Origin of the sequence: Pseudomonas sp. SBB6, from assembly GCF_024213215.1 — a bacterium.
In the GTDB taxonomy this organism is placed as follows: Bacteria; Pseudomonadota; Gammaproteobacteria; order Pseudomonadales; family Pseudomonadaceae; genus Aquipseudomonas; species Aquipseudomonas donghuensis.
On the sequence record NZ_JANAVH010000020.1, the window covers coordinates 24432 to 49566 of the forward strand.

25 protein-coding genes and 1 tRNA gene are annotated in these 25135 nt (G+C 62.0%); 10 read left to right on the plus strand and 16 right to left on the minus strand.

The genetic code is table 11. The annotated features are described in order from the left end of the window. Positions 1 to 59: 59 nt before the first annotated feature. Positions 60 to 842, minus strand: a complete 783-nt coding sequence (locus NLX68_RS25670; RefSeq protein WP_254286357.1) for a FecR family protein — start codon at positions 840 to 842, stop codon at positions 60 to 62. 190 nt (positions 843 to 1032) lie between these two features. Between NLX68_RS25670 and NLX68_RS25675 the strand changes: the two genes are divergently transcribed. Next, entirely contained in the window at positions 1033 to 2247 is a 1215-nt protein-coding gene (locus tag NLX68_RS25675) for an MFS transporter (RefSeq protein ID WP_254286358.1), read from the plus strand. Positions 2248 to 2253: 6 nt separating this feature from the next. Here the strand turns inward: NLX68_RS25675 and NLX68_RS25680 are convergent, their stop codons facing one another. Then, positions 2254 to 2811, minus strand: coding sequence for a hypothetical protein (locus NLX68_RS25680; RefSeq protein ID WP_254286359.1), 558 nt, complete (start codon positions 2809 to 2811; stop codon positions 2254 to 2256). Positions 2812 to 3183: 372 nt separating this feature from the next. Between NLX68_RS25680 and NLX68_RS25685 the strand changes: the two genes are divergently transcribed. Beyond that, entirely contained in the window at positions 3184 to 4353 is a 1170-nt protein-coding gene (locus NLX68_RS25685; RefSeq protein WP_036993818.1) for an MFS transporter, read from the plus strand. A gap of 34 nt (positions 4354 to 4387) precedes the next feature. Here the strand turns inward: NLX68_RS25685 and ppk2 are convergent, their stop codons facing one another. The 9 genes from ppk2 to NLX68_RS25730 all read right to left on the minus strand — a co-directional run bounded on the left by ppk2 (position 4388) and on the right by NLX68_RS25730 (position 12167). Continuing rightward, complete coding sequence (gene ppk2, locus NLX68_RS25690) at positions 4388 to 5197, minus strand: polyphosphate kinase 2 (protein ID WP_254286360.1); 810 nt, start codon at positions 5195 to 5197, stop codon at positions 4388 to 4390. Positions 5198 to 5345: 148 nt separating this feature from the next. Beyond that, positions 5346 to 6446: a redox-regulated ATPase YchF gene (ychF, locus tag NLX68_RS25695; protein ID WP_254286361.1), complete on the minus strand. Its 1101-nt coding sequence runs from the start codon at positions 6444 to 6446 to the stop codon at positions 5346 to 5348. Between the two features lie 21 nt (positions 6447 to 6467). Next, on the minus strand, positions 6468 to 7052 hold the full coding sequence (gene pth / locus NLX68_RS25700; protein WP_038997179.1) for an aminoacyl-tRNA hydrolase: 585 nt from the start codon (positions 7050 to 7052) through the stop codon (positions 6468 to 6470). A 77-nt stretch (positions 7053 to 7129) separates the two neighbouring features. Next, the gene (locus tag NLX68_RS25705) at positions 7130 to 7729 is read right to left on the minus strand and encodes a 50S ribosomal protein L25/general stress protein Ctc (protein WP_115088759.1); all 600 of its coding nucleotides are present in this window, start codon (positions 7727 to 7729) and stop codon (positions 7130 to 7132) included. Positions 7730 to 7867: 138 nt separating this feature from the next. Continuing rightward, the gene (locus tag NLX68_RS25710) at positions 7868 to 8809 is read right to left on the minus strand and encodes a ribose-phosphate pyrophosphokinase (protein ID WP_010225730.1); all 942 of its coding nucleotides are present in this window, start codon (positions 8807 to 8809) and stop codon (positions 7868 to 7870) included. A gap of 47 nt (positions 8810 to 8856) precedes the next feature. Next, positions 8857 to 8931 (minus strand) — tRNA-Gln (locus tag NLX68_RS25715). 34 nt (positions 8932 to 8965) lie between these two features. Further along, complete coding sequence (gene ispE / locus NLX68_RS25720) at positions 8966 to 9817, minus strand: 4-(cytidine 5'-diphospho)-2-C-methyl-D-erythritol kinase (RefSeq protein WP_254286362.1); 852 nt, start codon at positions 9815 to 9817, stop codon at positions 8966 to 8968. A gap of 3 nt (positions 9818 to 9820) precedes the next feature. Next, positions 9821 to 10438: a lipoprotein insertase outer membrane protein LolB gene (gene lolB / locus NLX68_RS25725; RefSeq protein ID WP_254286363.1), complete on the minus strand. Its 618-nt coding sequence runs from the start codon at positions 10436 to 10438 to the stop codon at positions 9821 to 9823. Positions 10439 to 10442: 4 nt separating this feature from the next. Further along, the gene (locus NLX68_RS25730) at positions 10443 to 12167 is read right to left on the minus strand and encodes a tetratricopeptide repeat protein (RefSeq protein ID WP_254286364.1); all 1725 of its coding nucleotides are present in this window, start codon (positions 12165 to 12167) and stop codon (positions 10443 to 10445) included. A gap of 176 nt (positions 12168 to 12343) precedes the next feature. On the opposite strand from NLX68_RS25730, the gene hemA reads away from it, so the two are divergent. From hemA to NLX68_RS25760, 6 genes are all read left to right on the plus strand, one after another. Further along, positions 12344 to 13621, plus strand: coding sequence for a glutamyl-tRNA reductase (gene hemA, locus NLX68_RS25735; protein ID WP_036993821.1), 1278 nt, complete (start codon positions 12344 to 12346; stop codon positions 13619 to 13621). Beyond that, positions 13618 to 14700, plus strand: a complete 1083-nt coding sequence (gene prfA / locus NLX68_RS25740; RefSeq protein WP_010225737.1) for a peptide chain release factor 1 — start codon at positions 13618 to 13620, stop codon at positions 14698 to 14700. The genes hemA and prfA overlap by 4 nt, the downstream gene beginning before the upstream one ends. Next, positions 14701 to 15531 carry a peptide chain release factor N(5)-glutamine methyltransferase gene (gene prmC / locus NLX68_RS25745; RefSeq protein WP_254286365.1) on the plus strand — a complete coding sequence of 277 codons (831 nt, stop codon included), beginning with the start codon at positions 14701 to 14703 and terminating at the stop codon, positions 15529 to 15531. Then, positions 15525 to 16280, plus strand: coding sequence for a molybdopterin-synthase adenylyltransferase MoeB (locus NLX68_RS25750; RefSeq protein WP_254286366.1), 756 nt, complete (start codon positions 15525 to 15527; stop codon positions 16278 to 16280). The genes prmC and NLX68_RS25750 overlap by 7 nt, the downstream gene beginning before the upstream one ends. After that, entirely contained in the window at positions 16273 to 17073 is an 801-nt protein-coding gene (gene murI / locus NLX68_RS25755; protein WP_036993824.1) for a glutamate racemase, read from the plus strand. The genes NLX68_RS25750 and murI overlap by 8 nt, the downstream gene beginning before the upstream one ends. A gap of 115 nt (positions 17074 to 17188) precedes the next feature. After that, on the plus strand, positions 17189 to 17707 hold the full coding sequence (locus tag NLX68_RS25760) for an acyloxyacyl hydrolase (protein WP_254286367.1): 519 nt from the start codon (positions 17189 to 17191) through the stop codon (positions 17705 to 17707). 24 nt (positions 17708 to 17731) lie between these two features. Here NLX68_RS25760 and NLX68_RS25765 read toward each other — a convergent pair whose 3' ends face one another. The 5 genes from NLX68_RS25765 to NLX68_RS25785 all read right to left on the minus strand — a co-directional run bounded on the left by NLX68_RS25765 (position 17732) and on the right by NLX68_RS25785 (position 22904). Further along, positions 17732 to 18454, minus strand: a complete 723-nt coding sequence (locus NLX68_RS25765) for an SDR family NAD(P)-dependent oxidoreductase (protein ID WP_254286368.1) — start codon at positions 18452 to 18454, stop codon at positions 17732 to 17734. Then, positions 18451 to 19893, minus strand: coding sequence for a deoxyribodipyrimidine photo-lyase (gene phrB / locus NLX68_RS25770; protein WP_254286369.1), 1443 nt, complete (start codon positions 19891 to 19893; stop codon positions 18451 to 18453). Before phrB ends, NLX68_RS25765 begins: the two co-directional genes overlap by 4 nt. A 28-nt stretch (positions 19894 to 19921) precedes the next feature. Continuing rightward, positions 19922 to 20809, minus strand: a complete 888-nt coding sequence (locus NLX68_RS25775) for a MerR family transcriptional regulator (RefSeq protein ID WP_254286370.1) — start codon at positions 20807 to 20809, stop codon at positions 19922 to 19924. Next, positions 20799 to 21767: a DUF523 and DUF1722 domain-containing protein gene (locus NLX68_RS25780; protein WP_254286371.1), complete on the minus strand. Its 969-nt coding sequence runs from the start codon at positions 21765 to 21767 to the stop codon at positions 20799 to 20801. Before NLX68_RS25780 ends, NLX68_RS25775 begins: the two co-directional genes overlap by 11 nt. Positions 21768 to 21917: 150 nt before the next feature. Further along, on the minus strand, positions 21918 to 22904 hold the full coding sequence (locus tag NLX68_RS25785; RefSeq protein ID WP_010225750.1) for an NAD(P)/FAD-dependent oxidoreductase: 987 nt from the start codon (positions 22902 to 22904) through the stop codon (positions 21918 to 21920). A 186-nt stretch (positions 22905 to 23090) separates the two neighbouring features. On the opposite strand from NLX68_RS25785, the gene NLX68_RS25790 reads away from it, so the two are divergent. Both NLX68_RS25790 and hemH read left to right on the plus strand, forming a co-directional pair. Then, entirely contained in the window at positions 23091 to 23996 is a 906-nt protein-coding gene (locus NLX68_RS25790) for a TIGR01777 family oxidoreductase (RefSeq protein WP_254286372.1), read from the plus strand. Between the two features lie 13 nt (positions 23997 to 24009). Beyond that, entirely contained in the window at positions 24010 to 25023 is a 1014-nt protein-coding gene (gene hemH, locus NLX68_RS25795) for a ferrochelatase (RefSeq protein WP_254286373.1), read from the plus strand. The last annotated feature ends 112 nt before the right edge of the window (positions 25024 to 25135 follow it).

The window sequence follows — 25135 nt, forward strand, 5'->3', positions numbered from 1 at the left end:
CGGATTTGTGTCAACACTCTTTTTCAAAAAAATTAACGCGCGATCAACTGCTTAGCCATTTATGGGCTCAGCACGATGATCCATTGCCCGGCCAGGCTGCTCACGCTCAGGTTCTGATTGCGGGCCAGAGCATTGATTGCGCTGCTGGCCTGGTCGAGGTTGAAGCTGCCGCTGACCGGGCGCCGACCGACCTGTTCGTCGATGTACAACAGGCGGCTGCCCTGGTACTCGGCAAGCTGTTCCAGCACCTGGCGCAACGGCACATCGCGTACCCGCAGTTGGCCCTCGCGCCAGGCCAGCCGGCGTTCGGCATCGACCTTCTCGACCTGGTCCAGGCGGCTGCCGTTCAGGGTCACGCGCTCACCGGGGGCGAGCATGCGTTTGTCGGCGCCGCTGCTGACCTCGACCTTGCCTTTGAGCAGCACCACTTCATCATGATCGCGGCCGCGGCTGACGGAGAAGCGCGTACCCAGCACCTGCACCTGCGCCTGATCGATGTTGACGACAAAAGGCCGGCCATCGTGGGTCACTTCAATGAACATCTGCCCTTGCACCAGGCGCAGTGTGCGCACAGGCCCACGCAGGTCGACATCTACGGCGCTGGCGCTGTCGAGGGTCAGCCGCGAGCCATCGGCCAGCTGGATCTGCCGGCGTTCGCCTACGGCGGTAGCGACATCGCTGTTCAGGCGCTGCAGCAACGGCAATTGCAGCATCACCAGGGCGCTGATCAGCAAGAGGCTGGCCGCCACTGCCCAAACGCCCCAGGAGCGTGGCGCCACGCGGCGTTCGATCTTGTGCAGGCGGCGCGCCGGCAGCTCCAGTTGGTTTGGCGACGGGGTCATGGCAGGTCAGTGGGCATGGCGTATGCGGGCCTCGGATAGGCGGGCAGTGGAGTCTGTAAAGGCGCACTGACTCTATAGCTATTGAGAATCATTAGCAAGCACGTCAAAAATGCGTTGGTCGAAAAGAATAGTGCGCTTGCTAACGATTTCTGGATAATTGGATCCCGCCCAACGGATGGAAGCTTTTATCATGGCTGTGAGCACTGCCTCGTCGTCACCCGCCAGTACCGCCACTGCCCAGAGCAGCCCGCTGGTGATGCGCATCATCGCCGCCTGTGCCCTCGCGCATTTGATCAACGACCTGATCCAGTCGGTGCTGCCGTCGATCTATCCTCTGCTTAAGGCCAACTACGGCTTGAGCTTCGCCCAGGTCGGGATGATCACCCTGACCTTCCAGATCACCGCCTCGTTGCTGCAGCCCTGGGTGGGTTTCTATACCGATCGCAAGCCGATGCCGAACCTGCTGCCGCTGGGCACCCTGTGCACCCTGGTGGGTATTGTCATGCTCGCGTATGTCGCCAGCTTCCCGATGATCCTCCTGGCGGCGGCGCTGGTGGGCATTGGTTCGTCGACCTTCCACCCGGAAACCTCGCGTATTGCCCGGCTGGCCTCAGGCGGGCGCTTTGGCCTGGCGCAGTCGAGCTTTCAGGTCGGCGGCAACGCAGGCTCCGCCTTTGGCCCGTTGTTGGCGGCGGCGATCATCATCCCCTTCGGCCAGGGCAATGTGGTGTGGTTCGGCCTGTTCGCCGTCTGCGCTGTGCTGGTCACCTATGGCCTGAGCCGCTGGTACAGGGAACACCTGAACCTGTTCAAGGCCAAGCAAGGCCAGCGCGCCACCCATGGCCTTTCCCGCCAGCGGGTGATCGGCGCCCTGGTGGTGCTGGGGCTGCTGGTGTTCTCCAAGTACTTCTACATGTCCAGCTTCACCAGCTACTTCACGTTCTACCTGATCGAGAAGTTCGACCTCTCGGTGGCCAGCTCGCAGTTACACCTGTTCCTGTTCCTCGGCGCAGTAGCGGCCGGGACCTTTTTTGGCGGGCCGATCGGTGACCGCATCGGGCGCAAGGCGGTGATCTGGTTCTCGATCCTCGGCGTCGCGCCCTTCACCCTGTTGCTGCCTTATGTCGACCTGTTCTGGACCAGCGTGCTCAGCGTGATCATCGGCTTCATTCTCGCTTCGGCGTTCTCGGCCATCGTCGTCTACGCCCAGGAGCTGGTACCGGGCAATGTCGGCATGATCGCCGGGATCTTCTTCGGTCTGATGTTCGGCTTTGGCGGTATCGGTGCGGCGGCGCTGGGCTATCTGGCCGACCTCAAGGGCATCGAATACGTCTACAGCCTGTGCTCGTACCTGCCGCTGTTCGGCCTGCTGGCGATCCTCCTGCCGTCCACCGGCAAGCGTTGAGGCTGTCTAGCGATGCCGGTGGGCGCAGCTCATCGGCTGCCCGGCCAGTTCGCCGATCAGTGCCGCCAGGCGTTCGGTTTCGGCGCGGTTGAGGCGGTCGCTGCGCAGGACCTGCTCGCCAACGCCGAAACTGAAGTCCCAATCCAGATCCATCAGGTAGTACGTCGTTTCGTCGACAGGGCTGCACCACGTGGTGTGCGGCGCCTCGATAGCGTCGCCCATGAACTGCATGAAGGTCTCTTCGGCCACCTGTGTCTGCAGGTATTGCCCTGGCAGGCTGAAGTTCTCGCCCGCACAGACAAACGGCTGGCCGGGCTCGAATTCGAACAGGCGCACGACCTGCGCGGGGTCCGCTTCGATCCCTAGCCTGCGGAACAACTCGGCACTCGGTCGGTACAGCGGGCTGCACCAGAGGCTGTCGTCACTGTCGCCGGTTTCATCCAGGGCATCGGTCGCAGCGGGCTCGAGCCAGCCCAGGGTCAGCAGCTGTTGCTCCAGGCTTTTCCAGTCGGGCGCGGGCAGGTGGCGATAGCGGGGGAAAATGAACTGATGATGTTCGGACATGCGCTGATCCTCTTCCATGATGGCGCGAGAGTAGCACAGCGAGATTGACGTCTGGCCCGGGCTTCCCCTAGAGTGCCGGCCTGCCTTTTTTCTGTAGTCGACCCATGAACCGCTTCTCCCGTCCTTGCGCCATCCAGCCGGCTGTTATCCAGGCCGTCGTGTGCGACTGGCCGTGTGACACAGTGCTCAAGCGTCGGCGCAGCGTGTTGTTCGCGTTTACCTTCTCGCCGCACCTTCACATCTCCTGACCCTGCGGCTGTATGCCCGGCGTTCTGCCGTGGCTGAGCTCGCCGCTAACCGAATCCTTTTACGGTCATGTATGCGCCTGCGCAGGTGCGATGTCGTGCCTGCGCCGGTGAGTCTGGAGTTGTGATGAATATGCGTTTGTTGCTGGGCTTGTTGTTTGCGGTGTCGGTGGTCGGTTTCAGCCTCGGGGCGAGCTTGCCGCTGGTGTCCCTGCGTTTGCTCGACGCCGGTGCCAGTACTTTGCAGATCGGTATCGTCTCGGCGATTCCGGCCGCGGGGATGATGCTGTCGGCGTTCATGGTCGATGCCTGTTGCCGGCACCTGACCCGGCGCACCATCTACCTGTTGTGCTTCGGCCTGTGCACCCTGAGCATCGGTTTGCTTGAGTGGGGCTTCTCTTCGATCTACTTGCTCGGGCTGTTGCGGCTGGGGCTGGGGATCGGCATGGGCATCGCGATTATCCTCGGCGAGTCGTGGGTCAACGAGCTGAGTCCGGAGCACAACCGCGGCAAGATCATGGCCCTGTACGCCACGGCGTTCACCGGTTTCCAGATGCTCGGCCCGGCAATGCTGGCGCTGCTCGGGGCACAGAGCACCTGGGTGACGACAGTGGTGACCGCCTGCTACGGCCTGGCGCTGCTGTGTATCGTGCTGACGGTGCCCAATGATCATGTCGAGCATGGCGAGGAGGGCGGCAAGAGCTTTTCCCTGGCGGGCTTTTTCCGCGTGGCGCCGGCCTTGTGCATGGGCGTGCTGTTCTTCTCGTTCTTCGATGCAGTGATTCTTTCGCTGCTGCCGGTGTACGCCACCAACCATGCCTATGCCGTGGGGGTGGCGGCGTTGATGGTGACGGTGATCCTTACCGGCGACATGCTCTTCCAGCTGCCGATCGGCTGGCTGGCCGACCGCTGCGAGCGCACGACGGTACACCTGGTGTGCGGCGTGGTGGCGATGTTGATCGGCCTGGCGCTGCCGTGGCTGATCGGCATGCAATGGTTGCTATGGCCAGCACTGGTGCTGCTCGGTGCGGTGGCAGGCGGGGTCTACACCCTGGCGCTGGTGCTGATCGGCCAGCAGTTCAAGGGCCAGGACCTGGTCACCGCCAATGCCAGCGTCGGCTTGCTCTGGGGCGTCGGCAGCCTGCTCGGGCCGCTGATCAGCGGTGCGGCCATGGACGTTGCGCCCCATGGCCTGCCGATGGCCCTGACGGCCATGGCGGCGCTGTTCGTGGTGTTCGCCCGCAGTGCCCGGCGGCGGGCCTTCAGGGCCCAGCGCGCCGATCAGGGCACTCTGTAGCACACTTGCAGCGGTGTCGCGCGCCAGGTGTCTTTCAGAAGCGCTCGGGAACCATTCGCGACGTGTAGCCGGTGCTTTTGTCGCGCCCGATCTTGCCGCGCTTGGGCAGCTCGATCTTCTGCTTGTGGGTGATGTCCTCGTAGGGCACTTGCTTGAGCAAGTGGCTGATGATATTCAGGCGCACCCGTCGTTTGTCCTCGGAAGGGGCCACGTACCAGGGGGCCCATGAGGTATCCGAGGCGGCGAACATCTCATTGCGCGCACGGGTGTAGTCGTCCCAGCGGGTGAAGGACTTGAGGTCCATCGGGGTCAGTTTCCAGATCTTGCGACCGTCGGTGATGCGCTCTTTCAGGCGCCGTTCCTGCTCCTGGGGACTGACTTCCAGCCAGTACTTGATGAGAACGATGCCGGATTCGACCAGCATCTTCTCGAACGATGGCACCACCGAAAGAAACTTGCGGGACTGCTCCTCGGTACAGAAACCCATCACCCGCTCAACGCCGGCGCGGTTGTACCAGCTGCGGTCGAAGATCACCACTTCCCCGGCCGAGGGCATGTGCTGTATGTAGCGCTGGGCGTACATCTGGCTTTTTTCCCGTTCGGTCGGTGCTGGCAGCGCCACTACGCGAAACACCCTGGGGCTGACGCGTTCGGTGATGGCCTTGATCGTGCCGCCCTTGCCGGCACCGTCGCGACCTTCGAAGACGATGCAGACTTTCAGGCCCTTGGCTACCACCCATTGCTGCAACTTGACCAGCTCGACGTGCAGGGCCTTGAGTGCTTGCTCGTACTCTTTACGGGGGAGGCGTTCGCTGTTGCTTTGCTTTTCCTTCTTTTTAGCCATGCGCCGATACCTGGTCTGTGGACGAAAGCCGTTTGAATGCGGCTTTGAGTATAGACCTGGGTATTGGCCAGCGTTTGTGCGCAACGCAGGCAAAGAAAAACCCCTTGAAGCATAGCCTCAAGGGGTTTCGGGCTCATCAGGGAGCGGATCAGACGTTGAAGCGGAAGTGCATCACATCACCGTCTTTGACGATGTAGTCCTTGCCTTCCAGGCGCCATTTACCGGCTTCCTTCGCGCCGCCTTCACCCTTGTACTGGATGAAGTCGTCGTAGCCGACCACTTCGGCACGGATGAAGCCTTTCTCGAAGTCGGTGTGGATCACGCCGGCTGCTTGCGGGGCGGTGGCGCCGACGCGGACGGTCCAGGCGCGGACTTCCTGCACGCCGGCGGTGAAGTAGGTCTGCAGGTTGAGCAGCGAGTAACCGGCGCGGATCACGCGGTTCAGGCCTGGCTCTTCGAGGCCCAGGGCTTCGAGGAACATGTCCTTCTCTTCACCGTCGTCGAGCTCGGCGATCTCGGCTTCGATCTTGTTGCACACCGGCACCACGATCGCGCCTTCTTCTTCGGCGATCGCGCGGACCACGTCCAGGTGCGGGTTGTTGTCGAAACCGTCTTCGGCAACGTTGGCGATGTACATCACAGGCTTACTGGTCAGCAGGTGGAAGCCGCGGATCAGGGCCTTCTCGTCGTCCGCCATGTTCTTCATCAGGCTGCGCGCTGGCTTGCCTTCGGTGAAGTGCGGGATCAGTTTTTCGAGGATGGCTTTCTGTGCCAGGGCATCCTTGTCACCGCCCTTGGCGTTGCGCGCAACCTTCTGCAGTTGCTTCTCGCAGCTGTCGAGGTCGGCGAAGATCAGTTCCAGGTCGATGATCTCGATGTCGCGCTTGGGGTGGACGCTGTTGGAGACGTGAATTACGTTCTCGTCTTCGAAGCAGCGCACCACGTGGGCGATGGCGTCGGTCTCGCGGATGTTGGCGAGGAACTTGTTGCCCAGGCCTTCACCTTTCGAGGCACCGGCGACCAGGCCGGCGATGTCGACGAATTCCATGGTGGTCGGCAGCACGCGGTTCGGCTTGACAATGGCCGCCAGGGCGTCCAGGCGTGCATCAGGCATCGGCACGATGCCGCTGTTCGGCTCGATGGTGCAGAACGGGAAGTTCTCAGCGGCGATGCCGGATTTGGTCAAGGCGTTGAACAGGGTGGACTTGCCGACGTTGGGCAGGCCGACGATGCCGCAATTGAAACCCATGGTGAATCCCTCTTCGTGGAGTCAGGCCTTTTGGCTGTGCAGCTCTCTCATCGCACGCGTCCAGTCGCCGGCGAGGATGTCCGGCAGCACGCCGAGGGCAAAATCGATACTGGCGTCCAGCTTCTCCTGCTCGGCGCGTGGCGCCTTGCCGAGGACGAAACCGGAGACCCTGCTGCTGTCACCCGGGTGGCCGATGCCAAGCCGCAGACGGTGAAAGTCATTCTGGTTGCCGAGCTGGGCGATGATGTCGCGCAGCCCGTTGTGCCCGCCGTGGCCGCCGCCCTTCTTGAGCTTGGCGACGCCGGGAGGCAGGTCGAGTTCGTCGTGGGCCACCAGGATGGCATCTGGCGGGATGCGGAAAAAATTCGCCAGTGCAGCAACGGCTTGGCCGCTGCGGTTCATGTAGGTGGTCGGAATCAGAAGACGAACGTCGTTGCCCTGATGGCTGAATTTTGCCGTCAGGCCGAAATACTTGCGATCAGCAGTCAGGTTGACGCGCTGGGCGCTGGCAATGCGTTCTACGAAAAGAGCCCCTGCGTTATGCCGGGTCTGTTCGTATTCGGGGCCGGGGTTTCCCAGGCCGACGATCAGTTGGATGGCGGTCACGTCAGGGGCTCTTCCTTGGAGTTGTGGGTTACAGCGCTGGGCGCTGTAACCCGGTCAACACCGGCGTGCCGAGTAGATTACTCAGCAGCGCCTTCTGCAGCTTCAGGCGCAACACGCGGAGCGTGAACGTTGGCAACAGCCAGGTCGTTACCGTGAGCCAGAGCGACGAATTCAACGCCTTTCGGAGCTTTGAGGTCCGACAGGTGGATGATCGCGCCGACGGCGGCGTTGGCCAGGTCGACTTCGATGAACTCAGGCAGGTCTTTGGCTTCGCAGGAAACTTCGATCTCGTTGATAACGTGGGAGATCTCGCCGCCTTTCTTGACCGGAGCTTCTTCGTTGATGAAGTGCACGGGTACTTTGGCGGTCAGTTTCTGGCCAGCAACAACGCGGACGAAGTCAGCGTGCAGGATGAACTGCTTGGCTGGGTGACGCTGCATCGCTTTAACAACGACATTTTCTTTCTTGCCGTCGATGTTCAGTTCGATAACGTGGCTGTAAGCAGCTTCGTTTTCGAACAGCTTGGCGATTTCCTTGGCCACGATGGTCAGGGATTGAGCTTCTTTGTCACCACCGTAAACAACGGCAGGGATCTGGGCGGCGAGACGACGCAGGCGGCGGCTCGCACCTTTCCCCAGGTCGGTACGCGCTTGGGCGTTCAGAGTGAAATCAGTCATTTTGTATCTCCAAAATAGCCATCTCCCGCAGGCGTTTGCGACCAGCGCCAAACGGGGTGGGCAAAAAAGCCCCGCCCCAACAACCAGTGTTGGGGCGGGGCGCTTTTCGTCAACGAGAGGTTCGCGAGGGTAAAACCCTCAGCGGAACATCGCGCTGATCGATTCTTCATTGCTGATGCGGCGAACCGCCTCGGCAACAACCGGTGCGATATCCAGTTGACGGATACGGTCACAGGCTTGTGCTGCAGCGGACAGCGGGATGGTGTTGGTCACCACCAGTGCGTCCAGCACGGAGTTCTCGATATTCTCGATCGCCCGACCCGACAGGACAGGGTGCGTGCAGTAGGCGTAAACCTTGGCAGCGCCGTGTTCTTTCAGGGCCTTGGCCGCGTGGCACAGGGTGCCGGCGGTGTCGACCATGTCGTCGACGAGAATACAGGTACGTCCTTCGACGTCGCCGATGATATGCATCACTTCGGAGTGATTGGCCTTTTCACGGCGTTTGTCGATGATGCCCAGATCAACGCCCAGGGACTTGGCAACAGCACGTGCACGCACGACGCCGCCGATGTCCGGGGACACGATCATGAGGTTCTCGAAACGCTGGTCTTCGATGTCATCCACCAGAACGGGGGAGCCGTAGATGTTATCTACCGGAATATCGAAGAAGCCTTGGATCTGGTCAGCGTGCAGGTCGACGGTGAGAACACGGTCGATACCTACGACGGTGAGCATGTCAGCGACGACTTTGGCGCTGATAGCTACACGCGCCGAACGCGGACGGCGATCCTGGCGGGCATATCCGAAGTAAGGAATCACGGCAGTGATTCGGGAAGCTGAGGAGCGGCGGAAGGCATCGGCCATCACTACCAGTTCCATCAGGTTATCGTTGGTTGGCGCGCAAGTCGGCTGAATGATGAAAACGTCCTTACCACGAACATTTTCATTAATCTCAGTGCTGATTTCGCCGTCGGAGAATTTTCCGACAGAAACATCACCCAGTGGGATATGCAGCTGACGTACGACACGCCGAGCCAGATCGGGGTTAGCGTTCCCCGTAAAGACCATCATCTTGGACACGCGCAGTACCTGAAGGCTGAGGGTATACCTGGATGAGTATAAGGAAATGGCAGGGGCGGCTGGATTCGAACCAACGCATGGCAGGATCAAAACCTGCTGCCTTACCGCTTGGCGACGCCCCTGTATCTGTTGCTACGAGTACCTGGTACTCGATTCCTAGAGCAGACTCTGCAGCTTACGATGCAACATCGAAACGTTGCTTCCCTTAGCTACAAACCCTGTTTGGGTCTCTGCAAGAAGGGCCAAAACTTTATCAGCTTCAGCTTTGTTTGGGAAGGCCCCAAACACACAACTTCCAGTTCCGGTAAGTCGAGCGTCAGTGAATTCGTTTAACAAGTTCAACGATTTGCGTACCTCTGGGTAACGCTGCTCTACCACCGGTTGGCAGTCATTTCGACTGTTTCCCTTGGGAACGGGGCGCATCTTAAGGGGCAAGGAATCACGTGTCAACAGCGGATCTGAAAAAATTTCTGCTGTGCTAACAAATACTTGCGGGACCAGCACAACGTACCAGGGCTCTTCGGGGTCGACCGGGGTCAGCTTCTCGCCCACGCCCTCGGCGAACGCCGCATGGCCGCGGACGAAAACCGGCACGTCGGCGCCCAGGGTCAGGCCCAGCTCGGCAAGTTGGTCTTCGCTCAAACCCAGTTGCCATAAATGATTGAGGCCGAGCAGGGTGGTGGCGGCATCGGAGCTGCCGCCGCCAATGCCGCCGCCCATCGGCAGGATTTTCTTCAGCCAGATATCCACGCCCTTGCTGCAACCGCTCAGGGCCTTGAGCTTGCGCGCGGCCTTGACTATCAGGTTGCTGTCGTGGGGGAGATTGGCAATCTCGCTGTGCAGGCGCACTTCACCGTCTTCGCGCAAGGCGAAGGAAAGCTCGTCGGCATGATCGAGAAACTGGAACAGGGTTTCCAGCTCATGGTAGCCGTCAGGGCGGCGACCAAGAATGTGCAGCATCAGGTTGAGTTTGGCCGGTGCCGGCAGGGTCAGCATTGCAGTGTTCATAGATCAGTGGCCCAGTTGCCGTGGTTGCCAGTTCTTGACCACCAGGGTCACGTCGAGGTTCTGCCCGTGCAGTTTGATGCGCTCGGGCAGCCAGTAGCCGTTTTGTTCGGCGTAGCTCAGGTACTGCACGTCCCAGCCGTCCTGCTTGAGGCTGGCCAGGCGGCTGTCACTGTCGAGGGTCAGCTGGCTTTTGCTGTCGGGGGCGGGCAGGCCACGAATCCACCAGACCAGGTGCGAGACCGGCAGCTCCCAGCCCAGTTGCTCTTCGAGCAGGGCTTCGGGGCTTTTTGCCTCGAAGCGGCCCTGGTTGGCGACTTCCAGGGTGACGCCACCGGGGCGTCCGGTCAGGCGCGCGGCGCCGCGGCCCAGTGGGCCGGACAGGCGGATGTCGTAGTAATCCTGGCGTTGCAGCCAGAACAGCGTGCCACTGCCGGAGTCTTTCGGCGCGCGGATGCCGACCTTGCCGTTGATTTGCCAGCCGTCGAGGGTGCTCAGCTGTTGCTTGTGCTCACGCCACAGCTGTGGGCTGCCCTCGCCCCGCAGGGCCTCACGGGAGCCGAAGCCGGCACAGCCGGCAAGCAGGGCGATCAGGGTGAAGGTGATGCAGTGGCGCAAAAACATAGGCTTATAGAGTCTCGGATCCGGTCAGGCGCAGGACGGTTTTGCGCAGGATAGGGCTGTCGGGCTGGGCTTCAAAGCCCTTGGTCCAGACCTGGCGGGCTTCACGGCGCTTGCCGTTGGCCCAGAGTACTTCGCCCAGGTGGGCGGCCACTTCGTGATCGGGGAACCGCTCAAGGGCCTGGCGCAGCAGGCGCTCGGCTTCATCGAGGTTGCCCATGCGGTAGTTGACCCAGCCGAGGCTGTCGAGCACTGCCGGATCATCCGGGGTGATCTGGTGTGCCTTGTCGATCAGGGCCTTGGCTTCGGCGTAACGGCTGGTGCGGTCGGCCAGGGTGTAGCCCAGGGCGTTGAGGGCCATGGCGTTTTCCGGTTCGCGGCTGATGATGCTGCGCAAATCCTTTTCCATCTGCGTCAGGTCGTTGCGCTTTTCCGCCAGCATGGCGCGGGTGTACAGCAGGTTGAGGTCGTCCGGGTATTGCTTGATGGCCTGCTGCAGCACCTGCAGGGCCTGGGCGTCCTTGTCGTTGTTGCCTAGTGCTTCGGCTTCGATCAGGTACAACTGAATGGCGTAGTCGGGCTGGCTTTCCCGGGCTGCGGCCAGGCGCCGCGAAGCTTCGGCGCTGCGGCCGTTGGCGATGAGGATATCGGCCTGGCGCAATTGTGCCGGCAGGTAGTCGGTGCCGGGGCCGACCAGGGCGTATTCGTTCAGCGCGCTTTCGGGGTCGTTGCGTTCTTCATGGATGCGGCCCAGGTTCAGGTGTGCGGCATCGACATGGCTGTCGCGGGCGATCAGCTCTTCGAGGTAGCCGGCGCCTTCGTCCCAGTCCTTGGTTTCCAGGCTGATCAGGGCCAGCGAGTAGCGCAGCTCGTCGTCATCCGGGTACTGCTGGACCAGGCTGACGAACTCGGCCTTGGCATCGGCCAGGCGGTCCTGTTCGACCAGCATGCGCGCATAGGTCAGGCGCAGGCGTTTGTCGTCCGGGTACTGGCGAATGGTTTTTTGCAGCAGCGGCAGGGCCTCTTTGCCGCGGTCCAAGCCCTGCAGCAGGCGGGCACGCAACAATACCGGAGCGATCTCGCCGTCTTCGGGCGGGTGCTCTTCGAGCAGGTCGAGGGCTGCCTGGGCCTTGCCATCCTGTTGCAGCAGCAACGCCTTGCCGAACACCAACTGACTGTTGTCGGGGTATTTCACCAGCAGGCGGTCGAAACTTTTTTGCAGGCCCTCGCGGGTGTCCTGGTCGGTTTCCAGGGCCGACAGGGCGAGGAAGTCGAAGTGGGTGTCGCCCTGGCCCTGAAGGACTTTTTCCATGTGGGCCATGGACTCGTCATAGCGACCGCCGCGGGCCAGCTGGATGGCGGCGGCACGCTGGGCATCGAGGCTGTCCGGGGCGTTCTTTGCCCAGATCAGTGCGGTGTCCAGGGCAGCCTGGTCGGCACCCAGGTATTCGGCGATGCGGTAGGCGCGCTCGGAGATGCCTGGGTCCTGGGTCTTGATCGCCTGGCTGACGTAGTTGTCCAGGGCGATGTCGAAGCGGTCGCGCTGGCCGGCAAGTTCGGCGGCCAGCAGGCTGTAGACGGTGTCCTGGCTGAACGACCCGTAGACGGTGGGCTTGGCCGGTTGCACCGGGGCAGCCTCTGCAGGCGCCTTGGCATCCGGTGAATGCGGAGCCAGGGTCTGGCAGCCCTGGAGCAAGGCAAGGGCAAGGAGCAACGCGTAGGATCTATTCATAATCGGGATTTGGGCGGCTTACCAGCGGTCGGATCATCATGACACAAGCGCCGGGGCAAACCCATAAGCGAAGGTCTCGGTAGAGGTAGACTATAGAGACAATAGCGAGCGGTGGTTGTTCTGCGCCTTGCGAAGTAGGACAATTATCGGCTTCTCGTCACAATCAGCGACCTTGCATGGCCTTTCTTGCCCTCGGTATCAACCATAAGACTGCCTCGGTAGACGTACGCGAGCGCGTGGCGTTTACCCCTGAGCAGCTGGTGGACGCCTTGCAGCAGCTCTGCCGACTGACCGCCAGCCGCGAAGCCGCGATCCTTTCGACCTGCAACCGCAGCGAGCTTTATATAGAGCAGGACCACCTGGGCGCAGAGAGTATTCTGCGCTGGCTGGCCGAGTATCATCAGCTGAGCCTGGATGAACTGCGCGCCAGCGCCTACATCCATGAAGATCACGATGCTGTGCGGCACATGATGCGGGTAGCCTCCGGGCTCGATTCGCTGGTGCTGGGCGAGCCGCAGATCCTCGGGCAGATGAAGTCGGCCTATGCCGTGGCCCGCGAAGCCGGCACCATCGGGCCGCTGCTCGGGCGCCTGTTCCAGGCCACCTTCAGCGCCGCCAAGCAGGTGCGTACCGATACCGCCATCGGCGAAAACCCGGTGTCGGTGGCCTTCGCCGCCGTCAGCCTGGCCAAGCAGATCTTCAGCGACCTGGGCCGCAGCCAGGCACTGCTGATCGGCGCCGGTGAAACCATTACCCTGGTGGCCCGTCACCTGCACGAGCAGGGCGTACGGCGCATTGTCGTCGCCAACCGGACCCTGGAGCGCGCCAGCACCCTGGCCGAACAGTTCGGCGCCCATGCGGTATTGCTGGCCGACATTCCCCAGGAGCTGGTCAACAGCGATATCGTCATCAGTTCCACCGCCAGCCAATTGCCGATCCTCGGCAAGGGTGCGGTGGAAAGCGCCCTGAAGCAGCGCCGGCACAAGCCGATCTTCATGGTCGACATCGCCGTGCCGCGGGATATCGAACCGCAGGTTGGCGAGCTGGACGATGTGTACCTGTACACCGTCGATGACCTGCACGAGGTGGTCGCCGAAAACCTCAAGAGCCGCCAGGGTGCTGCCCAGGCCGCCGAAGAGCTGGTTTCGGTGGGCGCCGAAGATTTCATGCTGCGCCTGCGCGAGCTGGCTGCGGTGGATGTACTCAAGGCTTACCGTCAGCAGAGCGAACGCCTGCGCGACGAGGAGCTGCAAAAGGCCCAGCGCCTGCTGGCCAATGGCGCCAGCGCCGATGACGTGCTGGTGCAACTGGCCCGTGGCCTGACCAACAAACTGCTGCATGCGCCCAGCGTGCAGCTGAAAAAGCTCTCTGCCGAAGGCCGCCTCGATGCGCTGGCCATGGCCCAGGAACTCTTTGCCCTCTCCGAGGGTTCGACGGATAAAACCCCGCAATGAAAGCGTCGCTGCTGAATAAACTGGACACGCTCCAGGACCGCTTCGAGGAACTGACCGCCCTGCTGGGCGATGCCGAGGTCATTTCCGACCAGACTCGCTTTCGCGCCTATTCCCGTGAATACGCCGAAGTCGAGCCGGTCGCCGTTGCCTACGCCCAGTGGCGCAAGGTTCAGGATGACCTGGCTGGCGCCCAGGCGCTGCTCAAGGACAGCGATCCGGACCTGCGCGAAATGGCGGTGGAAGAAGTTCGCGAGGCCAAGGAGCAACTGGCTGTGCTGGAAAACCAGCTGCAGCGCATGCTGTTGCCCAAGGACCCCAACGACGGGCGCAATGTGTTCCTGGAAATCCGCGCCGGTACCGGCGGTGACGAAGCGGCGATCTTCTCCGGCGACCTGTTCCGCATGTACTCGCGCTACGCTGAAAAGCGCGGCTGGCGCCTGGAAATTCTCTCGGAGAACGAAGGCGAGCATGGCGGTTACAAGGAGATCATCGCCCGGGTCGAAGGCGACAGCGTCTATGGCAAGCTGAAGTTCGAGTCCGGTGCCCACCGCGTCCAACGTGTGCCGGAAACCGAATCCCAGGGCCGTATCCACACCTCGGCCTGCACCGTGGCGGTGCTGCCCGAGCCGGACGAGCAGGTCGCGATCGAGATCAACCCGGCGGACCTGCGCGTTGATACCTACCGCGCCTCCGGTGCCGGTGGTCAGCACATCAACAAGACCGACTCGGCGATCCGCATCACCCACTTGCCCACCGGCATCGTCGTCGAGTGCCAGGAAGAACGTTCCCAGCACAAGAACCGCGCCCGGGCCATGTCCTGGCTGTCGGCCAAGCTCAACGACATCCAGACCAGCGCGGCGCAGAATGCCATGGCCAGCGAGCGCAAGCTGCTGGTTGGCTCCGGTGATCGCTCCGAACGGATTCGTACCTACAACTATCCACAGGGGCGGGTAACCGATCACCGCATCAACCTGACCCTGTATTCCCTGGATGATGTTCTGGCCGGTGGGGTGGATGCGGTCATCGAGCCATTGCTGGCCGAGTATCAGGCTGACCAACTGGCTGCACTGGGTGAGTAAATGACGATTATTGCCAGCTTGCTCCGCGGCGCGGAGCTGCCGGATTCGCCGACGGCGCGTCTGGATATCGAACTGCTGTTGGCTGCGGCCATCGGCAAGTCGCGCAGCTACCTGCACACCTGGCCGGAGCGGATTGTCAGCAGCGAAGCGGCGCTGACCTTTGCCGATTACCTGCAGCGCCGGCGCGCCGGTGAGCCGGTCGCCTATATCCTCGGTCAGCAGGGGTTCTGGAACCTCGACCTGGAAGTGGCGCCGCACACCCTGATCCCGCGACCGGAAACCGAACTGCTGGTCGAAACCGCCCTGCAGTTGCTGCCGGCAAGTGCGGTCAAGCTGCTCGATCTGGGCACCGGTACCGGCGCGATTGCCCTGGCCCTGGCCAGTGAGCGCCCGCAGTGGCAGGTCACTGCGGTTGACCGGGTGCTGGAAGCCGTGGCCCTGGCCGAGCGTAACCGTCAGCGCCTGCAACTGAACAACGTGACGGTGCGCAGCAGCCACTGGTTCGATGCCCTGGGCGGCGAGCGCTATGACCTGATCATCAGCAACCCGCCGTACATTGCCGCTGCCGACCCGCACCTGGTGGCCGGTGACGTGCGCTTTGAGCCAAGCAGCGCGCTGGTCTCCGGCGACGATGGCCTGGACGATCTGCGCAGCATCATCAGTCAGGCGCCGGCGCACCTGCTGCCCGGCGGCTGGCTGCTGCTCGAGCACGGTTATGATCAGGCCGCCGCCGTGCGCGAGCTGCTGGCCCGGCATGATTTCGAACAGATCGAAAGCCGCCTTGACCTTAATGGCCACGAGCGCATCACCCTGGGCCGGCTGTCGTGCTGACCGATCAGGAGCTGTTGCGCTACAGCCGGCAGATCCTCCTGGCGCAGGTGGATATCGACGGTCAGCTGCGCCTGAAAAACAGCCGGGCACTGGTTGTCGGCCTGGGCGGCCTGGGTTCGCCGGTCGCCTTGTACCTGGCGGCTGCCGGTGTTGGCGAACTGCACCTGGCCGATTTCGATACGGTGGACGTCACCAACCTGCAGCGCCAGGTCATGCACGACAGCGCATCGGTGGGCATGAGCAAAGTCGATTCGGCACTGGTACGCCTCGCGGCGATCAACCCGGAAATCACGTTGCTCGCCCATCGCCACGCCCTGGACGAAGACTCCTTGGCCGAGGCGGTCAAGGCGGTGGACCTGGTGCTGGATTGCTCGGACAACTTCGCCACCCGCGAAGCGGTCAATGCCGCCTGCGTGGCCCTGGGCAAGCCGTTGGTCAGCGGCGCGGCGATTCGCCTGGAAGGGCAGTTGTCGGTGTTCGACCCGCGCCGCCCTGAAAGCCCGTGCTACCACTGCCTGTACGGCCATGGCAGCGAAGCCGAGCTGACCTGCAGTGAAGCCGGTGTACTCGGCCCGTTGGTCGGTCTGGTCGGCAGCCTGCAAGCGCTTGAGGCACTGAAGCTGCTGGCCGGGTTTGGCGAACCGCTGGTAGGGCGCTTGTTGCTGATCGATGCCCTGGGCAGCCGTTTCCGTGAGCTGCGGGTCAAGCGCGACCCGGGCTGCAGCGTCTGTGGCAAGGATCATGGCTGACGGCGCGGCGGCGCCGGTCGGCGTCTTCGATTCCGGTGTTGGCGGCCTGTCGGTACTGGCCGAGATCCAGCGCCTGCTGCCCAATGAGTCGCTGCTGTATGTCGGCGATTGCGGGCACATTCCCTATGGTGAGAAGTCGCCGGCATTCATTCGCCAGCGCTGTCGCATCGTCGCTGAGTTCTTCCGTGAGCAGGGTGCCAAGGCCATGGTCCTGGCCTGTAACACCGCGACGGTAGCCGCGGTGGCTGATTTGCGTGAACAGTATCCGCAGTGGCCACTGGTGGGGATGGAGCCAGCGGTAAAGCCTGCGGCTGCCGCTACCCGTAGTGGCGTGGTCGGTGTGCTGGCCACCACCGGTACCCTGCAAAGCGCCAAGTTCGTCGCCTTGCTCGATCGTTTTGCCAACGATGTGCAGGTTGTTACCCAGCCTTGCCCAGGCCTGGTGGAGTGCATCGAAGCGGGCGACCTGAACAGCCCGGTGGTGCGCGAACTGCTGCAAGGCTATGTAAATCCCTTGCTCGACGCTGGCTGCGACACGCTGATCCTGGGCTGCACCCATTACCCCTTCCTCAAGCCTCTGCTGGCGGAAATGGTCCCGGCCTCGGTGGCAATTATCGATACCGGCGCTGCGGTTGCCCGCCAATTGCAGCGCCTGCTTGGCGAGCGTCACTTGCTGGCCGCGGGACCGGCACAGGACGCGCAATTCTGGACCAGTGCCAGCCCCGAACATTTGCGAAAGATCCTTCCAATGTTGTGGAATAAATCTGACAGTGTGCGAAGCTTCACGATGTAAAAGAGTGTGAAAAGCACTCAACATTGACTGAACTAACGCAACGCCGCCGATTTTGATTTTATTGTCTGGTGAGACAGAGAAACCAACAACAGCATTAGGAAAAAGGATGTTTCTCATGAAGAAACTGCTTTGTTTGGCTGCGCTTGCAGCCGTTACCCTGGGGCAATCTTTTACCATTCAAGCAGCGGACGTGTCGTTGTCGGTCGGGCAGACCGGCGATTCGACCATGACCTATCGGCTGGGCCTGCAATCGAACTGGGATGCCAGTTGGTGGCAAACTAGCGTAGGCCGCATTACCGGTTATTGGGATGGTGCCTACACCTATTGGGATGGCGATGAAACCGCCAGCAACCACAGCCTGTCGTTTTCACCTGTGTTCGTTTACGAGTTCGCCGGTGAGTCGGTTAAACCCTACATCGAAGCCGGGATCGGTGTGGCAGCGTTTTCCAGTACTGAACTTGAGAGTAATGAACTTGGCTCCTCTTTCCAGTTCGAAGACCGTATCGGCTTCGGCCTGCGTTTTGCCGGCGGACATGAAGTGGGCGTACGCGCGATCCACTATTCCAATGCCGGGCTGAAGATGCCCAACGACGGTGTGGAAAGTTACTCGCTGCACTACCGTATGCCGCTCTGACCTCAGCAGCGACAGCCCTGGGTTTTACACAGGGCTTGAAGGTTGTTCGGGCAATGGCCAGAGGCTGTTGAGATTCAGGGCTTCGAACAGCAACTCCGGGGCCCGCTCAGGTAGCCGCTGGATCAACACATCGGCGGCGCTTTCTGCGGTCCACTCTTGCGGCATGACCTGCATCGCCACCAGCGGCACTTTCAGCGCCTGGGGCGCGACCAGGGTCAGGTCGATGCCTTTGCTTGCCAAGTGCTGGCGCTCGGTGCGAAACACTTCTGCCAGGCTGTTGTCCGGCGTTGCCGGCTGACTTGGTTCGTAGAGTTGCAGCGCTGAATAGCGACTGAGCACTGCCATGATCTGCGGCGACTGACCGTTCTCCAGCAGTGGCAGTGCACTGTGTAGGCAATGGACCGAAGCGCTCAGGTTGCTGCTGGCGATCGCTTCGAAAATTGCCGTCGGCGGAATACTCGCGTCGAGATAATCGCAGGTTCCGGCATTGACCAGCAGGCAATCAAGGGCACCCCACTGCGCCTGGAGTCGCTGGCCTGCCTGCGCCGCCTGGGCGGCATCGGTCAAATTGCCATCGAGCAGCAACAACTGCTGCGGGTTCAGTTGCGACAGCCCCTGTAGTTCGGTTGATGCCCGCCCGCTGGCGGCAACCTTCCAGCCCTGTGCAAGCAGCTGTTGCACCAACGCCAGACCCAGGCCGGAGCCTGCACCGGTGACCCACACCTTGCGCGCGATAGGTTCGATCACGTTACTGCCCTCTCTTCCTGCCGCGTGGGTAAATTCTTGAATGCATTCAACGCACGTTGGCGACTGCTACCGAGGTCCACAATAGGTTGTGGATAAAGATTAGTAGCAAAAAGATCGCCAGTAGGCACAGGATTGTGGATGTTTTTTTCATCCAGGCTAGCCAGTTCCGGGAGCCACTGCCGAATGAAGTGACCGGCGCGGTCGAAACGCAGAGACTGGCTCAGGGGATTGAAGATACGAAAATAGGGCGCTGCGTCGGTGCCGGTCGAGGCACTCCACTGCCAACCACCATTGTTGGCGGCCAGGTCACCGTCGATCAGGTGACGCATGAAAAAGCGTTCGCCTTCGCGCCAATCGATCAGCAGGTTCTTGGTCAGGAACATGGCGACAACCATGCGCAGGCGGTTGTGCATCCAGCCGGTGGCGAGCAATTGGCGCATGGCGGCGTCGATGATCGGGATCCCGGTTTGCCCCTGCTGCCAGGCCTTGAGCTCATCCGGCGCGTGACGCCAGGGTAGGGCTTCGGTTTCCGCGCGAAAGGCGCGGTGCCTGGAGACGCGCGGGTAGCCCACCAGAATGTGCTTGTAGAACTCGCGCCAGAGCAGTTCGTTGATCCAGGTCACCAGGCCCTGGTTACCGCTGTCGAACTCGCCGAAGTTGTTGCTCAACGCCGCATGCAGGCATTGACGTGGCGAAATCACCCCGGCCGCCAGGTAAGCCGACAGTTGGCTGGTGCCGGCGACGGCGGGAAAATCGCGCTGCTTCTGATAGTCCTCGGCACATTCGTCGGTGAAGCGTCGCAGGCGGCGCCGGGCTTCTTCTTCACCCGCAGGCCAAAGATCGCGTAAAGGCTGTTCGGGGACAGGGAAGCCGGCAGCTTCAGCCGGCACCGGGTCGCTTGCCACACCCGTCGGTGCTTGCGCCTTGGGCGCATTGACCCGCCGCGGCAGCCCTAGGTGCAAACGCTCGTAACAGACTTTACGGAACTGACTGAAGACCTGGAAGTAGCCACCGCTGCGGGTCAGGATGCTACCGGGCTTGAACAGCAATTGGTCGAGGTAGGCGTGAGCGGCAATGCCTTGCTGTTCCAGGGTGCAGCGTACAGCCTGGTCGCGGGCGCTTTCGTTGACGCCATATTCTTCGTTGAAGTGCACGGCCTGTACCCGATATTCCTGACACAGTTGCAGCAGGGCCTCGGGTACCTGCTGCCAGGTATCGGCGCGACGGATCAGCAACGGAATATTCAACTGCGTCAGTGCTGTGCTCAGGCCTTGCAGGTTGCGCAACCAGAAGTCGACCTTGCACGCGGCATCGTCATGGGCTTGCCACTGCCCGGGGCTCAGCAGCCACACTGCCAGGCTCGGACCCCGTTCGCAGGCCGCTGCCAGTGCGGTGTTGTCGAGTACGCGCAGGTCGCTGCGCAGCCAGATCAATTGCATGGGAATCCTTGGCCGTTGCCGGTGGTGTTCATGGCGCGCGTCCGTTGAGCTGCTGCAGGCAGTTAAGCGCCGCCTGGGGCGAGTCGAGGGCAAACAGCGTCTCGTCGCTCCAGGTTTGCAGCGCTTGCTTATGAATGCTGACTGCGCGGCCACACAGGAGTTTCGGAATTTCAATGTTGGCCAGGTTTCGCCGCAGGCGCGCCAGGTCGAGCGGTTTGTCGATGCTCAGCAGCAGCGCCCAGGGTTGCAGGCGGGCAATGGCCAGGGGCAGCTCATTGCCCGGCAATTGCCAATCGAAGACCTGCACCGGGTAGCCGGCATTGCTCGCCAGCCAGGCGCTCAGCCATAGCTGCGAGTCGAAGGCCAGGTCAGAGCCGTTGACCAGCAACAGCGGGGCACCGCCCAGCTGATGATTGTTGTGGTACACCCGCGCGCCCAGTTTGCTGCGCAGCCAGGAGTGAAAGAACACTTGCTCAAGGTGTGCGGCGAACTGGCTTTGCCAGCGCAGTTCCAGATCGGCAAGCAGCGGCATCAACAGCTGTTGGCACAGTGTTGCTGGCGGGTACAGGGCCATGGCCTGGTTCAGATGTTGCTCAAGACGGCGCTCGGCGAGTGCGCCGATGGCCTCCGTCAGTTGCTCACGCAAGGCTTGCCAGTCGCTGCCGGGCGGCGTTTGCGCTGCACTGGGCGCAGCCTCCAGCAAGGATCTGACCTGGCTCACCGCAACGCCACGATTGAGCCAGGTGAGGATCTGCCGGATGCACTGGACGTCATCCTGACTGTAAAGGCGATGCCCCTTGTCGGTGCGTTGCGGCACGATCAACCCGTAGCGACGCTCCCAGGCGCGCAGGGTGACCGGGTTGACGCCGGTCAGGCGCGTCACTTCACGGATCGGCAGCAGCGCTTCAGATGGCATTGCGCAGGCTCAGGCTTTGCGGGTGTGGCTGCAGGTAGACCTGCTGCAACAGGTACGGGTCGGGGTGATTGCGCAGGTGATGCTTGAGCAGCGTCAGCGGCACCACCAGCGGTACCTCGCCGGCGTGGTACTGGGCGATCAGCTGCTGGATTTCCTGTCTGTCGTTGCCGCTCAGGGCGTTACGCAGGTAACCGCTCAGGTGCAGCAGCACATTGCTGTGGGTGCCACGGCTGGCACAGCGGCTCAGGGCCTGCATCAACTGGCTGAAGTAGCGCGCAGCGAGTGCTGGTGGATCGTCGTCACGGGTCATGCTGCCCAACAGCTTGCCCAGGGTTTTGTACTGCTGCGGATTGTGGGCCATCAACTGGTACTTGTAGCGGGCGTGGAACGCAATCAGGGCCCTGCGGCTGACACCTGCGGCGAGCAATTGCTGCCAGTCGGCATAGGCGTAGACCCGGGTGATGAAGTTCTCCCGCAGTACTGGATCACACAGCCTGCCGTCTTCCTCCACTGGCAGGTCGGGGCGCTGTTGACAGAACGCGGCGGCGAACAGCCCGCGGCCACCTTCTGCTGCCGGGTAGCCATTGGCCTGATACACCTTGACCCGCTGCAACCCGCAGGACGGTGATTTGTGCATGAAGATGTAGCCGCAGATGTCATTGAGGTCATTGGCCATTTGCTGACCATAGGCGCGCAATGGGCCGGACAGGTCCAACCCTGGATCGCGGCTGCACACCGCCTGCGGTTCGGCGGGGTCGCCCACCAGGCGGATGGCCGGGCGAGGCACGCCCAGACCAATGGCCACTTCCGGGCATACTGGAACAAAATCGAAATGTTTGCTCAGGACCTCGTTGCACAGTCGTGATGCCTTGTGGCCGCCGTTGAAGCGAACCTCCTGGCCGACCAGGCAAGCGCTGACGGCGATTCGAGGTTTGCACGGCAGGTCGCAAGCGTCCATGAACAGATCCTGTATTAGTTGTACAAAAATAAAATCTTGTACAGATAAATCTCATCATAGAGATAAACCTATGCAAGTCAAATTACTTGTACAGCTTTTCAGCAGGGTCTTGAGCGGCGGCGGGGCTGAACGAGGGGTAGCTCCGCTGATTTACTCCAGGTGTTCCAGCAAGCGCCGAGCCGCTTCCTGGCCACTGAGCCAGGCCCCTTCGACGCGGCCGGACAGGCACCAGTCGCCACAGGCATACAGGCCCAGGTCGGCGTCGGCCAATGCGCCCCACTCATGGTTGCTGGAGGGACGTGCATACAGCCAGCGATGGGCGAGGGAGAAATTCGGGGCAGGGACCACGCAGCCGACCAGTTCGGCAAAGCTGCCCCACAGTTGCTCGATCACCGCCTCCTTGGGCAGGTCGATGTGTTGCTTGCTCCAGCTGGAGGTGGCATGCAGCACCCAGGTATCCATGTGTTCGTCGCGCCCGGGTTTGCTGCGGTTGCGCGCCAGCCAGTCGAGGGCGCTGTCCTGGACGAAACACCCCTGCATCGGGGTGTCGAGCGGGGTGTCGAAGGCCAGGGCGATGGCCCAGGTCGGGTCCATTTGTACACCCGCGGCGGTGGCGGCGAGCTTGGGGGCAGCACTGAGCAGCTGGGTGGCCTGGGGCGCCGGTACAGCGACCACGACCCGGCTGAAGGGGCCGTGGCTGCAGCCGTCTGTGTCCTGCAAATGCCAGTATTTCTGGCCGCGATAGACCTCGGCGATGCGGCAGCTGAAATTCACCGTGACGTCCTTGAGCAGGCCGCGGGTGATTGCACTCATGCGCGGCACGCCGACCCAGCGCGTCTGTTCGTCGGGCGAGGGGCTGAGCACGCCGTCCTGATAGTGGTAGAGCTGCGGCTTCCATTCGGCCGCCCAGCCAGCGGCCACCCATTGCTGGAGCTGGTCGACAAAGCGCCGGTCGCGGGCGGTGAAGTACTGGGCGCCGAGATCAAGGGCACCGGCATCGCTACGCTTGCTGGCCATGCGTCCGCCGCTACCGTGGCCTTTATCGAACAAATGAACGGTCTGCCCGGCCTTTTGCAACGCCTGGGCCGCGGACAGGCCGGCAATACCGGCCCCGATGATGGCAATAGGTACAGTCATGATGGCCTCTTCGAACCTTAGGGTTGCAGACTATGCTGCCCGGCTAACCTGTACAATGCATGAATCCTGTATAAGATGATTCCGCTCGTTACCACAGGTTGGCCTATGTTTATCCGAGAGCGATCGGTCAAAAAAGTGCCTTGTTGTTAAAAATAGACCACTGGCGCGCCATGTGAGGACACAGCCATGCATATATTGCTGACCGGCGGTACCGGGTTGATCGGCCAACAGCTGTGTCAGCACTGGCTGGCCCAGGGGCATCGGTTGACGGTCTGGAGTCGCCGCCCTGAACAAGTGGGCAGGCTGTGTGGTGCCGGTGTGCGCGGCATTGCCCGGCTTGAAGACCTGAGCAATGACGACACCCTGGATGCGGTGATCAATCTGGCCGGTGCGCCGATCGCCGACCGCCCCTGGAGCTCTGGGCGCCGCGCGCTATTGTGGGCAAGCAGAATCACCCTGACTGAACAGTTGATAGCCTGGCTTGAAGCGCGCCAGCAACGCCCGCACGTGCTGATTTCCGGATCGGCGGTCGGTTGGTACGGCGATGGCGGCGAGCGTGAATTGACCGAGGCTTCACAGCCGGTCAAGGAGGATTTCGCCAGCCAGTTGTGCATCGCTTGGGAAGAAACCGCAATGACAGCCCAGGCCTTGGGTATTCGGGTGGTATTGGTGCGTACCGGTTTGGTGCTATCGAGCGAGGGCGGCTTTTTGTCGCGCCTGTGCCTGCCGTTCAAACTGGGGCTGGGCGGGCCTATCGGCGATGGTCGGCAGTGGATGCCGTGGATTCATGTACATGACCAGATCGCCCTGATTGATTTTCTCTTGCAGCACAAGGATGCCAGCGGTCCTTATAATGCCTGCGCCCCGGAGCCGGTGCGCAACCGCGAGTTCGCCAAGCGTCTGGGCCGGGCCTTGCACCGCCCGGCGTTGATGCCGTTGCCGGCGCTGGTGCTCAAGGCCGGGCTTGGCGAGCTGTCGACCCTGCTGCTGGGTGGGCAACGGGCGCGGCCGGTACGTTTGCTGGCGGCCGGTTTTACCTTCCGCTTCAATGATCTGCAATCGGCCCTGGACGAACTGTCCAGCCGCCTCTGAAATAGGACGTTGCATGACCGATCACGCTTTGCTGCTGGTCAACCTGGGTTCACCGGCCTCCACCTCTGTCGCCGACGTGCGCCGGTACCTCAATCAGTTTCTGATGGACCCGTATGTCATCGACCTGCCGTGGCCGGTGCGCCGCTTGCTGGTGTCGCTGATCCTGATCAAGCGCCCGGAGCAGTCGGCCCATGCCTATGCCTCGATCTGGTGGGACGAGGGTTCGCCACTGGTGGTGCTGACCCGCCGCCTGCAGGCAGCCATGCGCGAGCAATGGACACACGGCCCGGTGGAAATCGCCATGCGCTACGGCGAGCCTTCGCTGCCGACGGTGCTGGCGCGCCTGGCAGCCCAGGGGGTGAAGAACGTCACCCTCGCACCGCTTTATCCACAATTTGCCGACAGCACCGTGACCACGGTTGTCGAGCAGGCTAAACAGGTAATCGCCGAACAGAAGCTGCCGATTGAGATGGCGATTCTGCAGCCGTTCTACGACAAGTCCGAGTACATCGATGCCCTGGTGGCCAGCGCACAGCCTTATCTGCAGCAGGATTACGATCACCTGTTGTTGAGTTTTCATGGGCTGCCCGAGCGGCACCTGAAAAAACTCGACCCGACCGGCAACCATTGTTTCCAGGACCCTGATTGCTGTCGCGATGCTTCGCCCGAGATGCTTGCGGTCTGTTACCGCGGCCAGTGCCTGCGCACCGCCCAGGCCTTTGCGCAGAAGATGGGGATCGCCGATGGCAAGTGGTCGGTGTCGTTTCAGTCGCGGCTGGGGCGGGCGAAGTGGATCGAGCCCTATACCGAAACGCGGCTGGACGAGCTGGGCAAGTCTGGGGTGAAAAAGCTGCTGGTGATGTGCCCGGCATTTGTCGCTGACTGCATCGAAACCCTGGAGGAAATCGGTGATCGTGGACGCGAGCAGTTTGTCGAGGCGGGCGGCGAAGAGCTGGTGCTGGTGCCCTGCCTGAATGATCACCCGCAGTGGGTGCAGGCGTTGAAGGGGATGTGCGAAAAGGCTTGAGGGCCTCATCGCTGGCAAAGCCAGCTCCCACACAGATGGACTGCCCCCCTAAAGTTGGACAGTATTAACCAGCAGCCTGAGCCCTGTAGTCGACAGGGCTCAGGCCATTGAG